This is a genomic window from uncultured Virgibacillus sp. (assembly GCF_947495635.1).
Taxonomy (GTDB): domain Bacteria; phylum Bacillota; class Bacilli; order Bacillales; family Amphibacillaceae; genus Virgibacillus; species Virgibacillus salarius.
The window spans coordinates 16,642-37,284 of record NZ_CANMAB010000033.1 but is presented as its reverse complement, the minus strand read 5'-3'; the positions used below and the strand labels follow the sequence as shown (position 1 = coordinate 37,284).

The window sequence follows — 20,643 nt, the reverse complement described above, 5'->3', positions numbered from 1 at the left end:
AGCTATTATTCCATAATAGCTACTAGAGGAAGCGTAAATCTGAGCATGTAGTGATAAGGACTGAGCGAATTTTGCTCAGTTTTTCTTAATCTTCAAAATGAACCGTTTTCGTTATATCTCAGCCTTGTGTACATACTTTAAGGAGATATTGCTAACAAGTTACGAAAACGGAGGTATATTTAAAGGACCACTGGATTCGATAGCTATACCAGCTTTTAATGTGATTTGGGCGCTTATTTTTAAGCACTATTCTTAGACAATCGGTTCACAATATCTATTTTCTAATTCTAAATGTAATGGCTCGCCTGTATCATAAGAAATATTGCCAATCTTTTCAGTTAACAAGGTTACATATTTGAAATCATTTGTTTTCCAATAATCATATACAAGGGTTAAGATATCAATACCTTCCATTCTTGCTTGCCGGTATAGATCAAGAAAGCTTTGGTTGCTCGGCTTTTTTGTAGCTGGGTGATACCAAGTTTTTTGATTCAAATTAAGATAATCTGTATTTTCCTTGATAGGCTGATGTGAAAAAGGGGATATAAAAGATTTTAAAATTGTATTCTTCCACCCATGAGGATCAGATAATACCTTTAAAGCTAACTTCATATGGCGATAAGATTTATGAATATATGATGACGAATGGCGATTTAGCTCAGGAAAGTGCTTTTCAATCGTGTTATACAAAAGCAAGCTAATGTTTCTATCCAGAGACATACCGACATCTATTTCTTTATAAACTGGTGCTTTCCATGTTTTTAAATTATGATATTTTTCCATCATTATGGTGTCAATCAGAACTTCAAGCTTTTGATGTTTATTTTCTTCATACCCAGCTCGATAATGGATATATGGATGAGTATTTCTATCCAAGATATGATGAGTGACAAATCCGAAAACATACGCTTTTGCTTTTGCATTCATTTTTCCAGCTTCCATTAGCAAGTCAATGAGAAAGTCCCCACAATGCCTTGTATGAAGAGCATTTCCGATATTCTGTATATGCTCCTTCTTCATTCCTGGCCAGAAATTATAATAGAAAAAAGGGTCTGGACCCTGTGCACCAAGTTTCATATATGCTTCGTAATTAGAAAATGGATAAGTTTGGGTTACAGCATCTGCCACGTCCTCACAAAAGAGTATATGTGTCCATATATTTGGCATAACGAAATCCTCCTTTATGTAATGTTTTAGAAGACTTCTGTTCTGCTTTCGAAATCGTTTTAGATATGATGAATGAAAAACTATGTCTTCCCACACTTTAACTATCGTTTCCTATCTTACATATTATAAAAGAAAAGCTAGATGGATTGGAACCATAAACGCGTACAATTTTGTGTCAGTACAAAAAGAACAAGTAAATTTGTCAACTTGGTTGAAAATCCGTACATTCTATATATTTTCATCTGTCAATTTTCTGATACAATAGAAGGAGGTTATATGAATGAATCTACATAGGGAGGAAAGCGTAATGGATTATCGTATAGAAAAAGATACAATAGGTGAAATTCAAGTACCTGCTGATAAATATTGGGGTGCTCAAACACAACGAAGTAAGCAAAATTTCCCAATTGGTAATGAAAAAATGCCGACGGAAATAATTAAAGCGTTTGCTATTTTGAAAAAGAGTGCTGCCCATGCAAATATGGAATTAGGTTTATTAGATGAAAAAAAAGCGGAAGCAATCAATTTTGCAGCAGAACAAATTATTAGTGGGGAAATTAGTGAGCACTTTCCTTTAGTTGTTTGGCAAACAGGTAGTGGAACACAATCTAATATGAATGTAAATGAAGTTATTGCCTATGTCGGCAATAAGTGGTTAAGTGAGCAGAAAAGTGAGTTAACATTGCACCCGAATGATGATGTTAATAAATCACAAAGCTCCAATGATACGTATCCTACAGCAATGCATATTGCGTCTGTTATGAAATTGGAAGATACGGTGTTACCAGCTATTAAGACATTGAAAGATACCTTCCGCTCAAAAATGGAAACCTACAAGGATATTGTTAAAATCGGGCGTACCCATTTACAAGATGCTACACCATTAACATTGGGACAGGAAATTAGTGGTTGGCATCGTATGCTAGAAAAATCAGAAGCTATGATTAAAGAAAGTGTTCAGCATATCAAGGAGCTTGCTATTGGTGGTACTGCTGTTGGGACAGGCTTAAATGCTCATCCTGAGTTCTCTGAACGTGTTTGTGCAGCAATTAATACCTATACAGGTAAAAATTTTGTTTCTGCACCAAATAAATTCCATGCATTAACAAGTCATGACGAAACGGTATATGCGCATGGAGCTTTAAAAGGATTAGCGGCGGATATGATGAAAATTGCAAATGATGTTCGGTGGCTTGCAAGTGGACCTCGTTGTGGAATTGGCGAGATCACTATACCGGCAAATGAACCTGGAAGCTCGATTATGCCTGGAAAAGTAAATCCAACACAAAGTGAAGCAGTTACAATGGTAGTAGCTCAGGTAATGGGAAATGATGCAACGATTGGTTTTGCTGCAAGTCAAGGTAATTTTGAGTTGAATGTGTTTAAGCCAGTTATTGCTTATAATTTCCTTCAATCTTGTCAAATTCTATCAGATAGTATACTTTCATTTGATGAGCGCTGTGCCAAGGGAATCGAACCAAATTTGGAGCAAATCGATAAAAATCTAAAAGATTCATTAATGCTAGTGACAGCACTTAACCCACATATCGGTTATGAGAATGCAGCAAAAATTGCTAAAAAAGCATTTAAGGACAATGCTACATTAAAAGAAACAGCTGTTGAATTAGGGTTGCTTACTGAAGAAGAATTTGATCAATATGTGAATCCGAAAGAAATGACGTATCCAAAATAAAATGCATACTGTTTCATCAGCAACCTTTAGGCTGCCGAGAAAAATTTTCTCGGCAGTTATTTTTATCTATGAAAAATTATTATGTTAATTATATGCTTGCCAACAAATCTACAATTTACCAGTGAAAACTTATGATAAGTTTTTTGTAATCTGCTCACACTATGATTACAGGAGGTGATAAACATGGCTAACAACAGTTCAAACCAATTAGTTGTTCCTGGAGTACAACAAGCTCTTGATCAAATGAAATATGAAATTGCTCAAGAATTTGGTGTGACTTTAGGTCCTGATTCTACTTCTCGTTCAAACGGGTCAGTTGGTGGAGAAATCACTAAAAGACTTGTTCAAACTGCTCAACAACAACTAGGACCAAAAGCTTAATAATAATGGTGGAAAAGACGGGGAAGCCAATTGGCTTCCCCGCAATTTTAGTATATATAAAATTTAACGAATACGAAGCTCTGTTTCAATGTCAAAAAAGTGGGCTTTGTTCATATCAAAGGCAAGCTCAATATTTTCGCCAACATTTATATCTGTACGAGAATCGATACGTGCAATGAAATCCTGCTCTCCTATTTTAGAATAGAGGTACGTCTCAGCACCCATCAAATCAGCCACTTCAATGTTAGCTGTTATTTTAGTGTTTGGTGATGATTCAATAAATACTGGTTCATCGTGGATATCTTCTGGACGGATACCTAAAGTGATTTCTTTATCTTCGTAACCTTGGTCTCGTAATATTTTAAGCTTTCCTTCAGGTATTTCTATTTTCGTTTCTCCGACTTCCACAGTATTTCCATTTAGTTTTCCAGTGAAGAAGTTCATAGATGGAGATCCAATGAATCCACCGACAAAAACATTATCAGGGTTATCATAAACATCTTTAGGAGCTCCGATTTGTTGGATAATTCCATCCTTCATTACAACAAGGCGTGTTGCCATAGTCATCGCTTCTGTCTGGTCATGGGTTACGTAGATGGTTGTTGTTTGCAGTCTTTGATGGAGCTTTTGAATCTCTGCACGCATTTGTACACGTAATTTAGCATCTAAGTTTGATAATGGTTCGTCCATTAAGAACACCTTGGCATCACGGACAATTGCACGACCAAGTGCTACACGTTGACGTTGCCCACCTGATAATGCTTTTGGTTTACGATCTAAATAAGCTTCAAGGCCGAGAATATTTGCAGCATTCTTAACACGTTTCTCAATTTCATCCTTCTTGAATTTACGTAATTTTAAACCGAAAGCCATATTATCGTATACATTCATATGTGGATATAATGCATAGTTTTGGAACACCATAGCAATATCCCGATCTTTTGGAGCCACATCATTCATTTTTTTATCATCGATGTATAATTCACCATCGGTTATCTCTTCAAGACCAGCAATCATTCGTAAGGTTGTAGATTTACCACAACCAGAAGGTCCAACAAAAACAATAAATTCTTTATCTTGAATATGTAGGTTAAAGTCGTCTACGGCAATCGTCTTTTTATCGTACGATTTTTGAATGTGCTCTAAACGAAGTTCTGCCATTGCTCTATTCCTCCTTTATTTTTGTAAACGTTTAATTAGTTATAGTATAAAAAAAGCCTGGACAAATAGAAACAGCAAACATGCACAAAGATATTAATCTTCTTTGTGCATATTTGCTAGTAATGCTAAATATACAGTTGTGGCTTGGTGAAATTGCCGAATATCGATACCAGTCTTTTCAATAAATTTATCCAACCGATATTGCAGGCTGTTTCGATGCATATATAACTCCTTCGCAGCAACAGAAACATTTAAATTACATTGAAGGAAGGTGTGAATAGTCTGTAATAAGTCGGTGTCATCGGTGAATTCCTGTAGAATCGTTTCAGCGATATATTCTCTGAATGCTTGATCTGAGAAGCCAACCAGAATGTGAGGAATTGCTTCTTTGTAGCTTATTACCGATTTATCTGTATAGGTTAATATCCTATTAGCATAGGTTAACAAGCTCTTATACTGATGCTTAGCATCTTTATAATTCTTGGAATATGGACCAACAAAGAAGTGAATATTAACGTATAAATCACTCATTAATATATCAATAATCTGTTCGTAAGATATACTCTCCTCTGCTATGATGGGCTTCTCTTCGATAAGAATACCTTCATGTTCGTTTTCCCATATGATGGGAACGGAATAGTCGAACAATGTTTGTATTGACTCTTTAAATACTCCCGGATTTATCTGGTTTTTATTCATAGAAAAGTAAACAAAGCGATAGGGAGAAGTAATTGAAGTAGGAGCTTCCGTGAAATTTTGATCAATGATTTGCTTCCATACTTTTTCCTTTTTAGTGAGAGGTGGTCCTTGATACGGTGTTAAAAATGTACGCATTAATCGACCATCTTTTTCCGATAGTTCCTGCTTAGCAATGCCGATTTTTTCCCCATTATGTGTTAAAAACCATTGATAGGTTTCACTAACATAACCTTTTTCTTCACTATCGACAATAAGAGAAGGGAAAATATTTTTTAGTTGTTCAATCATTGGCAAACCCTCATTTTCTTCAGTGCTTTTTTTTATTATAACAGTCGAAAAATTATTTAAAAATAAATAATTGAATTGACTGCAAAATTTGAAACGCTATACACGACGTATTTCGTTTGTTATAGTAAATGAGAGTAAGAAATATGAAGGAGGATTTGTCTTGCCCAATATTTATGATAGTGCTTATGATTTAGAAAAAGCAATTCGAGAAAGTGAAGAATTTAAGAGCTTAAAAACTGCCTATGATGCAGTAATGAATGACCCATCTGCAAAGCAGATGTTTGATAATTTTCGTGATACTCAAATGGCCTTGCAAGAGAAACAAATGCAGGGACAAGAAATTACTGAAGAAGAAGTTGAAAAAGCAAGACAAGTTGTTGAATTAGTTCAGCAGCATCAAGATATATCTAAATTAATGGAAGAGGAGCAACGCCTTAATCTAGTTATTAATGATGTGAGCAGAATTATTACAAAACCTTTAGAAGAACTCTATGGTACATCAGAGGATAAAAACGAATAATAAGTTAAAAGCTGCATGTAGAGCGTAGAAAAAGTGTATTTTTCTACGCTCTTTGACGTTTATTAATTAAACTGTTAGCATCCAAGCTTTTAAAACGGTGAGCAAACATGAAACTCCTTTTACTGAAATTCCTTTCCATTTAAAAATTAAAGTAATATTGCTAAAAGCAGGATAATCGGTAGATATTAGCGAATGGTTACATATAGAAATCAGAAAGGGGTAAAGAAGATGGGAGACACGATTATATACGAAAGTAGAGATTGCATTTCATATATTTACTTCAACAGGGCAGCACGTTATAATGCACTAAATGAAGAAATGTTGGAAGAACTGTTACAAACTATAAAAGAAGTTGAAAAAAATGATGATGCAATTGTGATTCTTTCAGGAGAAGGAAATGCGTTTTGCTCTGGTGGAGATATTTCAATGATGAAGGGTTTTTCAGATAAATCGTACTTTGATAATATTATGGAAATGATTGAACAAATTGTATTGAAACTATATATGATGCCTAAAATTATTATTTCATCTATACATGGATCGGTAGCTGGATTGGGTTTAAGTATTGCTTTAACTGCTGACTTTGTTGTTGCACAGAAAGAGGCAAAATTAGGCATGCTATTTATTGGTGTAGGACTTGTACCTGATGGCGGTGGTCATTTTTGGTTACAGGAACGGCTTGGTACACAGCAAGCAAAGCAATTTATTTGGGGATTAAAACAAGTGGATGGGATAAAGGCAAAACAAATGGGGTTGGTTGACATTACAGCAGAGGATAAAGCGATGCCTCATGCGACTAAGTTGGCCAATCAACTATTAGAAACACCATTAGCTGCCATGCTGCAAACCAAAATGATATATCATTCCAAGCAAAAGGAAGTATTACGTTATTATTTAGAAGAAGAGAAGCAATCGCAATGGGAACTACGAAACACGGAAGATCATCAGGAGGGGGTTAAAGCCTTTTTGGAGAAACGAAAACCGGTATTTAAAGGGAAATAAGTACAGGTTGAAACCGACTTTCTAGTTATAGAAAATCGGTTTCGTTGTGAAAACAGAGCTTATGGATCTTTGAAGAAAAAACGGCGGGAATTTATCGATGAAATAATATTAATTTAGCCTCTGGAGTAACACAGCGATGTGTATATTCAAGGTAACCTCCCTCTTCTAGTTTAGCTGTTCCAATTTCTTTTGCTTCATCATCACTAGCGGCGGTATATGTTTCATCCAATAGCTTTTCACCTGAACGGTTAAATACAGTTAGTGTATAGTTTCTCATAACATATGCTCCTCCTTGAAGTAACTTACTTATATATATTCGACAGGACTGCGTAAATTCCTTCATTAAAACCCCTTTTCTTTAACGTGTAAGTAGACTTGATAATTTAAAAGATTCGTATGTATACTGTGTGTAAATTTTACCTTATTATAAGGTGAAATAGCTAACTTTGAAAACATAGATCCGAGAAAAACGGGAGGATTAGCGGTTACGTAGGGTGGATTTAGTATAAAAGTCACAAGTTTCCCGATGAGCAAATATTTTAAGAGAGAAAGGTGAAATTAAGTTTATTATTACTACTTGCGAAGATATTTGATTGAATTTTATATTTGATAGGGATGATAGGTGTTAAAGGAGGATTTCTCGCTAATCGAGCAGGACTCTGATATCTATTTGGTACAGAGTGTTATTCCACATATGGCATTAAGGTTCTTACTTGAAGCAATCATGTGAAACCAATATAGGGGGATAAACCAAATCCCCAATTGATTGAATTTTCACTATTACAAGAAACTAATCAACTTAAGGCAAGGCTTTAGGATAGCATGTAATATATATTTTCTCTTGGTTTATAGTCATGTTATTCGTAGGATGTTGCACATTACGTTTCTGCTTTCGTAGCAAAAGCTCAGGCTAAAATGAAACAATTAACCATTTGGATCGTAGTACAGATTAAAGAAAAGGGGGAAGGATTTTAATGACGCTAAAAATAGAAGATGTGACAAAGCGATTTGGCTCACATACGGCTGTAGACGCACTTTCTTTAGAGATCCCTGAAAAGGAAATGTTCGGCTTCCTTGGGGGAAATGGTGCAGGTAAGACGACAACATTTCGAATGATATTAGGCTTATTAGATCGAACAGAAGGAAATATTTCTTGGAATGGTGAAGCCATACATTATGATAAAAGTCATTTAATAGGGTATCTCCCAGAAGAAAGAGGACTATATCCAAAGCTAACCGTTAAAGACCAGCTTATTTATTTAGGAAAGCTTCGTGGTATGAAAAAAATTGAAGTAGTAGATAAACTAACGGGATGGCTTGAACGATTCAAGATACCAGAATACATGAATAAGAAGGTGGAAGAGCTATCCAAAGGTAATCAGCAAAAAATTCAATTCATCTCATCCATCATTCATCAACCTAAATTAGTTATTTTAGATGAACCGTTTTCTGGACTTGATCCGGTCAATGTTGAAATGCTTAAAGAAGCAGTAATCGATTTAAAAGACAAGGGAACATCTATAGTATTTTCTTCTCATCGCATGGAGCATGTGGAAGAGCTATGTGAGCATCTCTGCATTCTTCATAAAGGAAAGCAGGTTGTTCAAGGGTCATTACAGGATATTAAACGCTCATATGGTAGGAAAAATTTAATTATTCATGCATCGTTTCCATTGGATTTTCTGCAAAGTTTTCCTGGAGTGGTGACCTATAAGAATGTAATGGAAGGTTGCCGCTTACAAATAGAAAGTGAAGCAATTTCGCAGGATATATTTCAAGCGCTGCAAGGAAAAGGATTTATTCGTAAATTTGAATTAGAAGAACCTTCGTTAAATGATATTTTCATAGAGAAAGTGGGTGCGTCTTATGAATAAGTTCTGGATTATCCTTGGACACACATATATGACTCGAATAAAAACAAAGTCATTTATTATTACCACCTTACTTTCGTTACTATTAATTATTGGCCTGGTGAATATTCAGTCCATTATAGACATGTTCTCTAATGATAAAGCAGATCAGATAGTCGTTATCGATGATTCCAATGAACTTTTTGAACCGTTGAATGAGCTTGTAGAACAATCGAATGAAAAAGTTGAACTAACTTCCTATAATGGAACGGTAGAAGAAGCAAAGCAGGCAGTACAGAATGAGGAATATAAGGCATTTATAAATTTATCGATCAATAAAAAGCAATTACCCGAAGCGACCTATTATGCAAATAATGTATCGGAAACAGGAAATCAGCTGTTTATAGAGCAACAACTCCAGCAATTGAAGGTATCCTATGCGACGGAACAAGCAGAGATTGATGCAGCTACATTAGCGGAGATTAATGCCCCGGTATCCTTTCAAACAGTTGCACTAGATAAAACGGCAAAGACAGATGAAGAGTTAAATCAAGCACGGGGAATTGTTTATGTGATGATGTTCGTATTATATATGGCAGTCATCATGTATGGAAACATGATAGCTACTGACGTAGCGACAGAGAAATCGTCAAGGGTGATGGAAATTTTAATCTCAAGTGCGTCACCAGTCACTCATATGTTTGCTAAAATTATTGGAATCGCATTGTTGGGATTGACTCAAATTGGTTTACTGCTCGTAGTCGGTTATACACAAATTCGTTCAAAGCAAGATGAGCTTACGGAGGGAGTCTTCACGTATTTTGGAATTGGTGACATGTCTATATCTATTTACGTGTATGCCATTGTATTTTTTATCTTAGGGTATTTACTCTATGGAACCCTTGCAGCTATGCTTGGTTCATTGGTGAGTAGGATTGAAGATGCACAGCAGTTAATTATGCCGATGACTTTTTTAATCATGATTGCTTTCTTTATCGCAATCTATGGATTAAGTATGCCAGAGTCGAGTTTAGTACAAATTACATCGTTCATACCATTTTTCTCACCTATAATTATGTTTTTAAGAGTTGGAATGCTTGATATACCTGTTTGGGAGGTAGCTTTATCTATCGGTATACTTGTAGCCACGATAGTATTATTAGCATTACTAGGTGCAAAAGTTTATAAAGGCGGAGTGCTGATGTACGGTCGATCCAGCTCTTTAAAAGATTTTAAAAAGGCAATCGCGCTATCAAAAAAAGAATAAATGTTAATCGTTTGCCTATTGATAGACCTTTACTTGTAGAAAACCTTTACGTTTTCTACAAGTTTTTTTATAGTCCAGGAAATTATAAAATTAGCCCATGTGGATAAATATGGGCCTGTTGAGCCGCGTCCAGCTCCGGCGCCCAGAAACGAGGTAACTTCACGAATCGCCCTGACGATAAGTCATCATCGGCTCGCAAGCACACCGTGCTCCTTAATCTCCGTTGACTCGCTTCAGTTGCTACGTTGCTAACAGGGCGGTTACGCTTTTGTTCATGTTAGAAAACCCCTGGCTATGCCGGGGGTTCATACGCTCGTTATTCATTAAGACGGTAAGCTAACAAATCGTTTGCCATCTTGAAAAGCTTTGTAAGCAGCAGAAATTGCTTGATTATACGGACAGCTATCTTTTTGTATGTAATTAATCGAACGTGCATTCTATTCGGTTGTTTGCTAAAATGAAGAAAGATGGAGGAATTTATATGTCAAAGCAATTATCGTTTATTCATGCTGCTGACTTGCATTTGGATAGTCCGTTTAAAGGATTAGCAAATACACCTGACCCTATATTTAAAGAGGTGAGGGAGAGTACATTTGTAGCATTAGATAACTTAGTACAAGCCGCTATTAATCAACGTGTTGATTTCGTGTTAATCGTTGGAGATTTGTTTGATAATGAAAAACAAAGTTTAAAAGCTCAAATACGATTAAAGAAAGCATTTGAAAAATTACAGAATCATGAAATTTATGTTTACATGTCTTATGGAAATCATGATTACATAAATGGGAATAAACATCCTGTAGCCTATCCCGATAATGTATATATATTTTCAAAGGAAGAGGTTCAACCTTTTCCGTACCAACGAAATGGAGAGGTATTAGCTTTGATTTACGGTTTTAGTTATGAGAATCGTGCTGTAGTAGCAAATAAAGTAAATGAATTTCAAATAACCGATACTTCAGTTCCATTTCATATCGCAATGCTACATGGAAGTGTTCAAAGTAATACAGAACATGACAGGTATGCGCCATTTCAAGTACAAGAACTATCTGAAAGGCACTTCGATTATTGGGCGCTTGGTCATATCCATAAACGACAAATTTTAAAAGAAACTCCTGCAATAGTCTATCCTGGAAATATCCAAGGCAGAAATCGAAAAGAAACAGGGATGAAAGGTTGTTATCATGTTGTATTAAATGAAGGAACGACTGATCTGGCTTTCATTCCACTGCAAGCCATTCAAATTAATCCACTTGTTGTTAATGTATCCCCATGTAATTCCGTACATGAAGTGGAATCGGTATTAATGGAGCATGTAAATAATCTTACCTATTCAACACCACAATTAATTGATTTAACTTTAATAAGTACGGATCAACGAATAACTAAATGGCAACAGGATGGTAGGATGGAAGAAATGATGGAGTTAATAAATGAGGCAACGATACAATCATCGGTTTGGAGTTATATTTTTCGATATAGCGTGAGTAAAAAGGTAGCTAGCTTTGATCGAGAATTATACAAGGGAGATCATTTCATTAGTGAATTACTCTATGAAATTGACAATCAATCCATTCAACCGTTTATTGCCGAAATATATCAACAGAAACGTGCTCGTAAATTTGTGGAACGATTAACAATAGAAGAAGAGATGGCATTGAAAACAGCTGTTAAAGAATTACTTATTTATGAGCTATTAAAGGAATGAGGGAAGAGCGTGAAATTTGAACAAGCTACCATATTTGGCTTTGGTAAATGGGTAGACGATACGATCGATTTTTCAAACCAACAGGTAACGTATATTTATGGAGAAAACGAATCAGGCAAATCAACCTTACATACTTTCATTCTTTTTATGCTTTTTGGTTTACCACCTAAGCAACGAGAGTTTTATCGACCAAAAACGAGTGGGAAAATGGGGGGAAGACTTACCGTTGTTGATAAGGGAGTACGATTTACTATTGAGCGATTTCATGAAGTACGAAATGGTGCTGCTGTTTGTTACACTGCTGATGGCAATGAAGAAGAGGAGCAATGGTTAAAAGAACGTTTAAAAGGAATGAATTATGCTATCTACCAATCAATCTTTTCATTTTCTGCAAATGATTTAGCTACTATAACAACGATGAAAGAAGATGATCTGGGGGATGTTATTTTAGGCATTGGTATGACGGGCTCTACGAATTTGTATACCGTTGAGAAGCAATTGGATTCTAAAATAGGTGAGTTATATAAACCATACGGCAAAAAACCAGCGATTAACCAGCAATTAAGTAATTTACAGCAAATGCAAGAACGTTTAGATAAATGGAAAAAATCGGAAGGTTCCTATCGAAATAAGAAATTAGAAGCTCAGCAAATAGAAAAGGAACTACAGGCGCTTCGAATTGATTTAGAACAAGAAACGGCAAAGCGAATTAAGTTGGAAAAGAAGCATCATGCTTGGCCAATTATTCAGGAATATCAAGCAGTTATGGAACGGTTACAACACTTACCTGAAGTGTTAGCTTTTCCGGAGAGTGGCAGAGAGAGATTGGAAAAGCAAAAAGAGTTGTTACTACCACTTAAAAGTGAAAATGCAGTTTCACATGAAAATATACGTCGGTTATCCGAAACGATTCATTCATTAGAGGAGAGAAAAGTAAACGAAGTTATTATACAGGAAGCAAAGGATTTATTAGCGGATAAAGCTTCTTATGAAGCGTACCAACAAGAAAATAACAGACTGCAGGTTGCATTACAAAAGCAACAGCTACATATTGAAAAAACGTTAGAAAATCTAAACATTTCTTTAAATGAAGAAGACTTACAAAACACTCATCTATCCTTTCACACAGAAAAGCATTGGAAGCATATAAAAAACGACTTGGATAAGCTTGATCTTGAAAAAGAGCAATTAGATATAGAACGTAACCAACTTAACAAACAGCGAACGATCTTATGGAATCAAATAGATACTGGAAGAGAAAATCTTTATCCAGAGAGAACAATCGATGAATGGCAACATCAGTTGATATCTGTTAAGCATTCGGAAATGCTACAGCAAATAAACCATGTTCAAAACCAACGAAGTAAAGACTGGCAGTATAAGAAATTAATGAAAGAAAGAAAAGCAAAATACATTGTGTTAGCAGCAATTTCAGCAGCTTTGATTTGTTTACTGGTCGCAATAACAATAGAACGAAATTTATTCTTGGTAATTGCTATGTTTGTGTTGATGACAGGTGTAGGTCAATGGTTTTGGCAAAAAAAATCAATAGCTGAAATTGATCATATGCTACATTCAGAAAAACCGCAGCCAAGTAATAACGTCACGGAGAAGGAATGTTTAGAATTAGAAAGTAAGCTTGAACAGCAACAGCAGTTAAAGAATGAGATTCGGTCATTACAAGAGCAGCTAAAAACAACCGAAATATCCTTATTACAATGGGAAGAAAAACAGTTCCAGCATATGGAAAGATATCAACGGATCGAAAATCAAATGAAGGAACAACACGAACAATATCCCTTTTTACAGGAGATTAATCCGACTTACTGGCCGGAATTTTTCCATGAACTAAAAAATAGTATTAGAATGTCGAAGCAATTGCAGGAATATAGAGACAGAATTACGGAAAATCAAGAAGCATTAGAAAAAATGTCAGATAGAATATCAATGTTTTTATCAAAAGTAAATCGGGATGGGAAAGGTAAACCCATTAAACAGCAGTATGATTGGATTATGCATATCGTTGAGGAAAACGATGAAACGATAAAGCAACTAGACTTTAATCAGCAACTACTTCAGGAGACAATGGAAAATCAATATAATCTGAATGAAAAAATGAAAACCTATGAACAAGAAATGGCAAAGTTATTTACAATTGCCGAGGTTAATTCAGAGGAGGATTTCTATAAGAAGGCCAAAATAGTAGACGAAAAACGTACCTTAACTAATAGCAGAGCAAAGCTGGAAAGTCAACTCTCTGCCTTGTTTAAGGCTACTACTTGGCAGCATTATACGCAAGAGGACATGGATGCAGATTCCTTACGAATGGAGTTAGAGCAAACAAAAGAACGCATAAGCAATTTAGAAGAAGCTCTAGAAAAAGGCAGACAGACTTTGGCAGATCGTAATGCCATGATAACCTCAATAGAAATGTCTGAAGAATATTCAGATTCCATACATCTTATAGAGCAAGATAAGGAAAAACTAAACCAGTTAGTAAAAAAATGGGCTGTTATGAAAACGGCCAAAGAATTACTACTCAGAACGAAGCGGTCTTACCGCGATAAATATTTGAGCGAAATTATCGAGGAAACGTCATTATTTTTTGCAGAATTGACCGGAAATCGATATCAAAAAGTATATCCTCCATCACAGGATGTTCCGTTTAAGGTAGAGAGAAATGATGGCACGCGCTTTACGATAAAGGAGTTATCACAGGGAACGATTGATCAGTTATATGTTTCCTTGCGATTAGCGATTAGTAGTAGTATGAGTGAAAGGCATGCACTACCGTTTATGATAGATGATGCATTTGTCCATTTTGATTCTATTCGTACGCAACGTATAATAAACATTTTAAATCGTATTGCTAAACAGCAGCAAGTCCTTGTTTTTACATGTAAAAAAGAAATGGTTGAAGCTTCAGAAAATAAAAGTTATATACATCTATGAAATTCTGTTCGCATTAATTAACAAATAATGATAAACTATTTGCAGATTATATATATATGCAGGTGGAGGGACATCCATTGCCAGAGGAAAATGTATCAAAAGATTGGGAATTATATGATGAGACAATAGAAAAATTCATTCAAGTCATTGCTAAAAATATGAATTTATATGGTATCACATCTTCTGTTGGAAGATTATACGGTGTTTTATATTTTGCAGATCAACCGATGACGTTGGACGATATGCGCGATGCCTTAGAAATGAGTAAAACAAGTATGTCTACAGGTGTTCGATCATTATCTGATATGAAGATGGTTGAATCAACATTTAAGAAAGGCATACGAAAGGATTTGTATCAATCAGAAGAAGATTGGTATAAATCATTTACTTCATTATTTGGTAACCGTTGGCGCCATCATACAGAGACAAACATCGAGGAAGCCGATGAAGCTATTGCGGAATTGGAAAAGATTTATGAAGAGACAGATGATGAAAACCTAAAAAATAAAATAAGTAAAGATATTGAACGTCTACGATATGCACAGAATTATTATGAATGGTTAATGAAGTTTATTCAGGTAATTGAATCCGGAAAGATCTTCGACTATATTCCAAAACATTAATGGACAACGGAGATTGACAGATAAATGGGCTTTGGCTATTTAATGTCAGTCTCTTTTTGTTTAGATAATCTAGAACAGGCACGAATATCTAAGGGGGAGAATCAAATGAATAGTGACCTTAAAAAAGGAATTGGCCAAGTCACCATTGGCGATTCCTATGATGGATTTCTACTTATAAGAGAAGCTACAAAAGGATTAACAAGTAATGGAAAACCTTTTTTGACACTTATACTAAGCGACGCAACGGGAGAGATTGAAGCAAAGCTTTGGGATAGTACAAAAGAAGATGAAGCCACCTTCATTGCTGAACAAATAGTGAAAGTCTCAGGAGAAGTGAATCAATTTCGCGGAAAAGCACAGTTGAAAATTTTGTCATTACGTCCTGCACAGCCTACAGACGGTGTACATGTTTCTGACTTTATAGAAAAAGCACCTATTGAAAAAGATAGATTAATAGAGAAGTTAACAGAAGCTATATTTGAAATGCAAAACCCTACGTTACAACGAATAGTTCGGGCTTTTATAAAGAAGTATCAGGAAGCATTACTCATCTATCCAGCAGCTGCTAAAAATCATCATGACTATGCATCAGGCTTAGCCCACCACATTGTGAGTATGCTGGCAATTGCGAAAGAAATGCATAAATTATATCCAGAATTGAATAAGGATTTACTGTATGCGGGAATTATCCTCCATGATATTGGTAAGGTCAAAGAATTGTCTGGTGTTGTGACAACGACATATACGCTCGAAGGTAAATTACTTGGACATATTCCCATGATGGTAGAGGAAATTGGAATGATAGCAAAAGAAATGCAGATTGAGGGAGAGGAGGTTGTGATCTTACAGCATCTCGTATTAAGTCATCACGGAAAACCAGAATGGGGGAGTCCAAAGCCACCATTAGTTCGTGAAGCTGAAATATTGCATCTTATTGATTTATTTGATGCTAAAATGAATATGCTTAATCGGGCACTTGATAAAGTGAATCCAGGGGAATTTACGGAACGGCTATTTGCTATGGACAATCGTTCATTCTATAAGCCGTTATTTGAAGAATAAACAGAAATGAAGTTACGGGCATTTTTTTCATGTTCTTTTCATATATATTTTGTAGAGAAGATGGACAAGGAGGCCTAAATGATGATACTAGGAGTGCCTTGGTGGGTATTCGTAATGATCATATTTATTTTTCTAAGCGGTTTTATGGCATTTCGAGCAATGCATGCCGAGAAAAAATTGGAGTACCAATTTATTGAAAAAGAGGGAAAGGTGTATATGGATCGTTTACGGGCAGAAAGGGAAAGGAAGCAAAGGCAGGAGCAAGAAAAAGAAACATCTTAATTAAGGGCTTCTGTTTAACAGAGAAATCTTGACATATGGTATGCAAAAGGACTAGTCCACGAATTGTGACTAGTCCTTTAAAGTTTGAAAGTTATCCTTTAGCTTCGGTATCCTCTTTAGATTCCTTTGCTTCTTCCTTTTCGAACATATCCTTATATTTATCAATCTTCACTTCAATGTCTGCATCTTTAAGAATATTATCAATTTTCTCTTGCGCTTTTGTTGCATCCATTTTTTGTGATAATAGTTCACGACGTAAATCTTCTTTTACATCTTCATATTTCCCAATACTTTCTTCTTTATCACGAATATCATTTACTTTAATGATATGGTAACCATGTTGGGTTTTAACTGGATCACTTACTTCGCCCTTTTTCATGCTATAAGCAGCATCCTCAAATTCGGGTACCATTTGACCTGATGAGAAGTAACCAAGGTCACCACCCTGTTCGGCGCTCCCAGTATCAGTAGAATATTCTTTAGCTAACTTTGCAAAGTCACCACCGTCATCAACTTTCTTTTTGACTTCTTTTGCTGTTTTTTCATCTTCTACTAAGATATGCTGTGCTTTAATTTCAGTGTTTTTTCGTTCATAAAGATCTTTTAGTTCTTCTTCTTTAATGTCTACATCTTCTGAGACAGCAGCTTCTTGAAGTAGACTGATTTTGATGACACTACGTAATGCGTCTTCACTGCCAAATTGCTGTTGTACGGCAGCGTCAAACTGATCACCAAGCTGGTCTTTCATTTTCTTGATTTCTTCATCTACTTTGTCATCGGATACATCGTACTTATCTTCAAGTACTTCGATAGTTACCATTTCTTGAAGAATCTTTTCACCATAACGATCTTTTAATTCTTGGTAAAATTCTTCCTTTGTCACATCTCCTGCGTTAGTTTTCACGACCGCTTCATCGTCACCTGAGCTACATGCTGCAAGTGTGAATAATCCTGCAGTCAATGTGACAGCAATTGCTGTTTTCTTCATACATGAACACTCCTAATCTGCTTGTACAATAATCTCCCCTAACAATAAATATAACATATTAGGATATAAAAAATACAGCCTTATATGAAACAGTAGGGTGTGCTTATACCATTACATTCATTACTCGTACGTAGGAACACACAAGTAAGACGGTTACCATAATGTTTATAACTCGAAACATTTTTCCTTGCTTTAAGGTCTCCATTTCCATTTTTAGACAGAATTGATGCGTTAATGAATTAAAAATAAGTAATATAATAAATCCATATAAGAGAAAGATAATATTCATCGTAGGACCCCCTTGTCGTACTTAACAAACAACTTGTTTTTCTCCTCTATAATTACATTCTACAATATCCTATTCATTACTGTATCAAAAGATTAACATTCTGAACAGAGAAGAATATTCTAAGTTTCAAGAAAAAAGGAAAGAGGATGGGACAAATTACTATAAATATGTATAATCGTTTTATTAATATAGGTATCATCGCCATATTCTGAGAAATATACTCGCTTTCCGTAGATGGCCTCAACTAAGTTGATAAAGGAAAAAGTTACAAGTGGTCATCGGACTTGTGCTGTTCCCGTAGGGTTACGAAGACTTCGGAAGCAATACATCACTCAGAGAAGAAGCGCGCTTCTTTTTCAAAAGATAAGAAATCATAAAATTTGTTCATGTGGGCGTGCTCCAACTCTGGCGCCCAGAAACTAGGTGACTTCACGAATCGCCCTAATCTAAATCATCATCGGCTCGCAAGCACACCGTGATGCTTTTATCTCCGTTGACTAGCTCCAGTCGCTACGTTTCTAATCGGGCGATTACGCATTTATTCAGGAGTCAGATGCTAAATCATTTATTTTAATTAAAAAAGAACTATAATTAATATCACAACTAATTATAGTTCTTTTTTATTGTTTCTTATTTACTTTTGTCTCAGAAGAATCTTAGTGTTGATGCGCTCTTATTAAAATATCAAATCCATTACCATCTTCTCTATTTTCTATTAGTGATCGCTTAGGTGCTTTCCAAAGATATGCTACATAAAGTAAATCAATAAATGCGATACCGATATTGGCCGACGTCAATATGATAATATAGACAGAGTAATCGATAAAATAATAGCTTGCAACTAGCCCAGGTATCGTAATTAAGATAGTAGGTGCTAGCGCAACTAATAAATATGCTTTTTTTGTTAAGTGATATTTCGTATAATAATAAAATACAGGAAAAACGTTATATTTCATCTTAAAAATTACTTTTATTCGTTTATTCATCAGGATCAAAGGAAGTATATGCATACATGAATGAACTGTCGGTAACAGCACAAGCAATAGCAGGAAAGGAATAATACCCTGTTCATTCACTTCATTTGTTCCTTGGGCCAATGTAATAGGTACATAGAGAAAAATAAATGAGAGTAAGGCAGTTAAAAAAGACACAAGGTACAAACGACTTTTGCCAAATTCTTTTGCAAGGTTGATTGATTTCCAGCAATTCATTTTTGATCCCTCCATCATGCTTCTTAGAAGTTTTTATCCTTCAAGAATGATAGTACGATTAAAGGGAAAAATCAATACTTTTTTTATACTTTTTTTGGACGTTAAGAAAAGTTTATAATACAAGTAAGGACATGCTGCTATAGATCGTTTAATATTAAGCCTATGTAAGGTAGACGTAAAGCGTGCTAGTAGGGGAGGAGTATGATAAAGTGGGCACTTTCAATGAGGCTGAGACAGCAGCTTTTCATTTACAACTACTTTCCAAAATAATTGATATGGATGAATATCCATTTACGAAATTAGTGATTGAAAGAAATTTAACAAGAGAAGAATTTGCTATTCTAATGGAGCGCCTCGAGAAGCTTAACGAACAATATGAAGCACAAAAAGAAGAAGGTCTGATTCATTTCTCATCATTACTTATTCATTTTGCAGGTATGTTAACAGAAAAGCTTGAACCGGATAGTACGATTAATGCGCTGCAACGAGAAGGCTTCTACCCCTCTCTCATGAATGAATTTATTCGTATAATCAAACAAAATAATAAGGGTTAGAAAAGAAGATAATGTACTGAAATTATCTTCTTTTTTATTGTCTGGAAACTATAAAAATTAACATGTGGATAAATATGGGTATGTTGATCCGCGTCCAGCGCAAGCGCCCAGAAACTAGGTGACTTCATGAATCGCCCTAATCTAAGTCATCATCAGCTCGCAAGCTCATCGTAATTCCTTATCCCCCGTTGACTTGCTCCAGTCGCTACTTTTGTTCTGCTATAAACAATGGTCCGCGATTATTTCTTTTCATGCTTATTGCACCTAAATACTATTCCTGCTTCATCTCGCGAAATAAATCCTCGACTTGCTGATGGAACTGTATTAAATGATGTAACCTTGATTCCATATGAAGATAAAGCTTAGCATTGGAATCAGAATCCTTTCCTTCTTTAATGATGTCATTAATATCTTCTAGAGATACTTTTTGCTGATTCGCTGCATCTATCCATTTGCTAATATAGGAATTCATAAATGACTTGAATAATTGCGTATGTGCTTCATAAAGATCTTTTCTGACCCCTTTTTTCCAAACACGTGTTACAAGATTCTGATCTGAAAGTGAGCGTATGCTCGTACTCATGGAAGTTTTGCTTTTTCCGAGGGCTTCAGCCATTTCGTCTAATGTTTTTGGCTTTTCTGATAAGTATAAAAAGGCAAACAATCGTGACTCTAACGGGGTAAATCCGAACATCTCTACCGTTTTTGAAAATTCCAACATGATTTTATTGGTGATTATTTCTGTTTGAGGTCTATTCATAAAATCCTCCTAAAGCCTTGATATATCAAGATTACACTAATTACCCAATGATTAAAAACTGTTTATCTACTAGTATTTTAAAGGAAATCGGAGGTATACAAAGCAAATTTAATGTAATGTTCGTACAGTATAAACTGTACAAAAAATATATACAAAACTAATAGAATTTAAAGTTTGTATTGTATC

20 protein-coding genes are annotated in these 20,643 nt (G+C 35.3%); 12 read left to right on the top strand and 8 right to left on the bottom strand.

Annotation, left to right across the window (positions count from 1 at the left end; genetic code table 11):
• Positions 1-252: 252 nt before the first annotated feature.
• Entirely contained in the window at positions 253-1,167 is a 915-nt protein-coding gene (locus tag Q1A47_RS09450) for a zinc dependent phospholipase C family protein (RefSeq protein ID WP_166530598.1), read from the bottom strand.
• 307 nt (positions 1,168-1,474) lie between these two features.
• Between Q1A47_RS09450 and fumC the strand changes: the two genes are divergently transcribed.
• On the top strand, positions 1,475-2,860 hold the full coding sequence (gene fumC / locus Q1A47_RS09445) for a class II fumarate hydratase (RefSeq protein WP_026680564.1): 1,386 nt from the start codon (positions 1,475-1,477) through the stop codon (positions 2,858-2,860).
• 183 nt (positions 2,861-3,043) lie between these two features.
• Positions 3,044-3,241: an alpha/beta-type small acid-soluble spore protein gene (locus Q1A47_RS09440; protein ID WP_026680565.1), complete on the top strand. Its 198-nt coding sequence runs from the start codon at positions 3,044-3,046 to the stop codon at positions 3,239-3,241.
• Between the two features lie 63 nt (positions 3,242-3,304).
• Here the strand turns inward: Q1A47_RS09440 and ugpC are convergent, their stop codons facing one another.
• Positions 3,305-4,402: an ABC transporter ATP-binding protein gene (gene ugpC, locus Q1A47_RS09435; protein WP_121604852.1), complete on the bottom strand. Its 1,098-nt coding sequence runs from the start codon at positions 4,400-4,402 to the stop codon at positions 3,305-3,307.
• A gap of 93 nt (positions 4,403-4,495) precedes the next feature.
• Positions 4,496-5,389: a CdaR family transcriptional regulator gene (locus tag Q1A47_RS09430; protein WP_026680567.1), complete on the bottom strand. Its 894-nt coding sequence runs from the start codon at positions 5,387-5,389 to the stop codon at positions 4,496-4,498.
• Positions 5,390-5,549: 160 nt separating this feature from the next.
• Between Q1A47_RS09430 and Q1A47_RS09425 the strand changes: the two genes are divergently transcribed.
• Positions 5,550-5,909, top strand: a complete 360-nt coding sequence (locus Q1A47_RS09425; RefSeq protein ID WP_026680568.1) for a YlbF family regulator — start codon at positions 5,550-5,552, stop codon at positions 5,907-5,909.
• A gap of 228 nt (positions 5,910-6,137) precedes the next feature.
• Positions 6,138-6,911, top strand: coding sequence for an enoyl-CoA hydratase (locus tag Q1A47_RS09420; RefSeq protein ID WP_121604853.1), 774 nt, complete (start codon positions 6,138-6,140; stop codon positions 6,909-6,911).
• A 91-nt stretch (positions 6,912-7,002) separates the two neighbouring features.
• On the opposite strand, the gene Q1A47_RS09415 is transcribed toward Q1A47_RS09420, so the two are convergent.
• Positions 7,003-7,188, bottom strand: a complete 186-nt coding sequence (locus Q1A47_RS09415; RefSeq protein ID WP_026680570.1) for a YhzD family protein — start codon at positions 7,186-7,188, stop codon at positions 7,003-7,005.
• Positions 7,189-7,885: 697 nt separating this feature from the next.
• Between Q1A47_RS09415 and Q1A47_RS09410 the strand changes: the two genes are divergently transcribed.
• The 7 genes from Q1A47_RS09410 to Q1A47_RS09380 all read left to right on the top strand — a co-directional run bounded on the left by Q1A47_RS09410 (position 7,886) and on the right by Q1A47_RS09380 (position 16,655).
• Positions 7,886-8,785, top strand: coding sequence for an ABC transporter ATP-binding protein (locus Q1A47_RS09410; protein ID WP_026680571.1), 900 nt, complete (start codon positions 7,886-7,888; stop codon positions 8,783-8,785).
• Positions 8,778-10,028: an ABC transporter permease gene (locus tag Q1A47_RS09405; protein ID WP_026680572.1), complete on the top strand. Its 1,251-nt coding sequence runs from the start codon at positions 8,778-8,780 to the stop codon at positions 10,026-10,028. Before Q1A47_RS09410 ends, Q1A47_RS09405 begins: the two co-directional genes overlap by 8 nt.
• Before the next feature lie 481 nt (positions 10,029-10,509).
• On the top strand, positions 10,510-11,736 hold the full coding sequence (locus Q1A47_RS09400) for a DNA repair exonuclease (RefSeq protein ID WP_026680573.1): 1,227 nt from the start codon (positions 10,510-10,512) through the stop codon (positions 11,734-11,736).
• A 9-nt stretch (positions 11,737-11,745) separates the two neighbouring features.
• Positions 11,746-14,688 (top strand): AAA family ATPase, encoded by a 2,943-nt coding sequence (locus Q1A47_RS09395; RefSeq protein ID WP_166530599.1) that lies wholly within the window; start codon positions 11,746-11,748, stop codon positions 14,686-14,688.
• 77 nt (positions 14,689-14,765) lie between these two features.
• Entirely contained in the window at positions 14,766-15,311 is a 546-nt protein-coding gene (locus Q1A47_RS09390; protein WP_026680575.1) for a GbsR/MarR family transcriptional regulator, read from the top strand.
• A 105-nt stretch (positions 15,312-15,416) separates the two neighbouring features.
• Positions 15,417-16,373, top strand: a complete 957-nt coding sequence (gene yhaM / locus Q1A47_RS09385) for a 3'-5' exoribonuclease YhaM (RefSeq protein ID WP_034678769.1) — start codon at positions 15,417-15,419, stop codon at positions 16,371-16,373.
• A gap of 81 nt (positions 16,374-16,454) precedes the next feature.
• The gene (locus Q1A47_RS09380) at positions 16,455-16,655 is read left to right on the top strand and encodes a sporulation YhaL family protein (RefSeq protein ID WP_166530600.1); all 201 of its coding nucleotides are present in this window, start codon (positions 16,455-16,457) and stop codon (positions 16,653-16,655) included.
• 91 nt (positions 16,656-16,746) lie between these two features.
• Here Q1A47_RS09380 and Q1A47_RS09375 read toward each other — a convergent pair whose 3' ends face one another.
• The 3 genes from Q1A47_RS09375 to Q1A47_RS09365 form a co-directional block, all read right to left on the bottom strand.
• Entirely contained in the window at positions 16,747-17,643 is an 897-nt protein-coding gene (locus tag Q1A47_RS09375) for a peptidylprolyl isomerase (protein ID WP_166530601.1), read from the bottom strand.
• A 103-nt stretch (positions 17,644-17,746) separates the two neighbouring features.
• Positions 17,747-17,932, bottom strand: coding sequence for a hypothetical protein (locus tag Q1A47_RS09370; RefSeq protein ID WP_026680579.1), 186 nt, complete (start codon positions 17,930-17,932; stop codon positions 17,747-17,749).
• A gap of 656 nt (positions 17,933-18,588) precedes the next feature.
• A complete protein-coding gene (locus tag Q1A47_RS09365; protein ID WP_026680580.1) occupies positions 18,589-19,143 on the bottom strand; it encodes a DUF3267 domain-containing protein in 555 nt (184 codons plus the stop codon).
• 209 nt (positions 19,144-19,352) lie between these two features.
• On the opposite strand from Q1A47_RS09365, the gene Q1A47_RS09360 reads away from it, so the two are divergent.
• Complete coding sequence (locus tag Q1A47_RS09360; RefSeq protein WP_026680581.1) at positions 19,353-19,697, top strand: DUF1878 family protein; 345 nt, start codon at positions 19,353-19,355, stop codon at positions 19,695-19,697.
• Positions 19,698-19,968: 271 nt separating this feature from the next.
• On the opposite strand, the gene Q1A47_RS09355 is transcribed toward Q1A47_RS09360, so the two are convergent.
• The gene (locus Q1A47_RS09355) at positions 19,969-20,457 is read right to left on the bottom strand and encodes a GbsR/MarR family transcriptional regulator (protein ID WP_026680582.1); all 489 of its coding nucleotides are present in this window, start codon (positions 20,455-20,457) and stop codon (positions 19,969-19,971) included.
• Between the last annotated feature and the right edge of the window lie 186 nt (positions 20,458-20,643).

Coding starts and splice junctions, on each gene's coding strand:
- Q1A47_RS09450 (WP_166530598.1), bottom strand. CDS start 1,167: ATGCCAAATATATGGACACATATACTCTTTTGTGAGGACGTGGCAGAT.
- fumC (WP_026680564.1), top strand. CDS start 1,475: ATGGATTATCGTATAGAAAAAGATACAATAGGTGAAATTCAAGTACCT.
- Q1A47_RS09440 (WP_026680565.1), top strand. CDS start 3,044: ATGGCTAACAACAGTTCAAACCAATTAGTTGTTCCTGGAGTACAACAA.
- ugpC (WP_121604852.1), bottom strand. CDS start 4,402: ATGGCAGAACTTCGTTTAGAGCACATTCAAAAATCGTACGATAAAAAG.
- Q1A47_RS09430 (WP_026680567.1), bottom strand. CDS start 5,389: ATGATTGAACAACTAAAAAATATTTTCCCTTCTCTTATTGTCGATAGT.
- Q1A47_RS09420 (WP_121604853.1), top strand. CDS start 6,138: ATGGGAGACACGATTATATACGAAAGTAGAGATTGCATTTCATATATT.
- Q1A47_RS09415 (WP_026680570.1), bottom strand. CDS start 7,188: ATGAGAAACTATACACTAACTGTATTTAACCGTTCAGGTGAAAAGCTA.
- Q1A47_RS09410 (WP_026680571.1), top strand. CDS start 7,886: ATGACGCTAAAAATAGAAGATGTGACAAAGCGATTTGGCTCACATACG.
- Q1A47_RS09405 (WP_026680572.1), top strand. CDS start 8,778: ATGAATAAGTTCTGGATTATCCTTGGACACACATATATGACTCGAATA.
- Q1A47_RS09400 (WP_026680573.1), top strand. CDS start 10,510: ATGTCAAAGCAATTATCGTTTATTCATGCTGCTGACTTGCATTTGGAT.
- yhaM (WP_034678769.1), top strand. CDS start 15,417: ATGAATAGTGACCTTAAAAAAGGAATTGGCCAAGTCACCATTGGCGAT.
- Q1A47_RS09380 (WP_166530600.1), top strand. CDS start 16,455: ATGATACTAGGAGTGCCTTGGTGGGTATTCGTAATGATCATATTTATT.
- Q1A47_RS09375 (WP_166530601.1), bottom strand. CDS start 17,643: ATGAAGAAAACAGCAATTGCTGTCACATTGACTGCAGGATTATTCACA.
- Q1A47_RS09370 (WP_026680579.1), bottom strand. CDS start 17,932: ATGAATATTATCTTTCTCTTATATGGATTTATTATATTACTTATTTTT.
- Q1A47_RS09365 (WP_026680580.1), bottom strand. CDS start 19,143: ATGAATTGCTGGAAATCAATCAACCTTGCAAAAGAATTTGGCAAAAGT.
- Q1A47_RS09355 (WP_026680582.1), bottom strand. CDS start 20,457: ATGAATAGACCTCAAACAGAAATAATCACCAATAAAATCATGTTGGAA.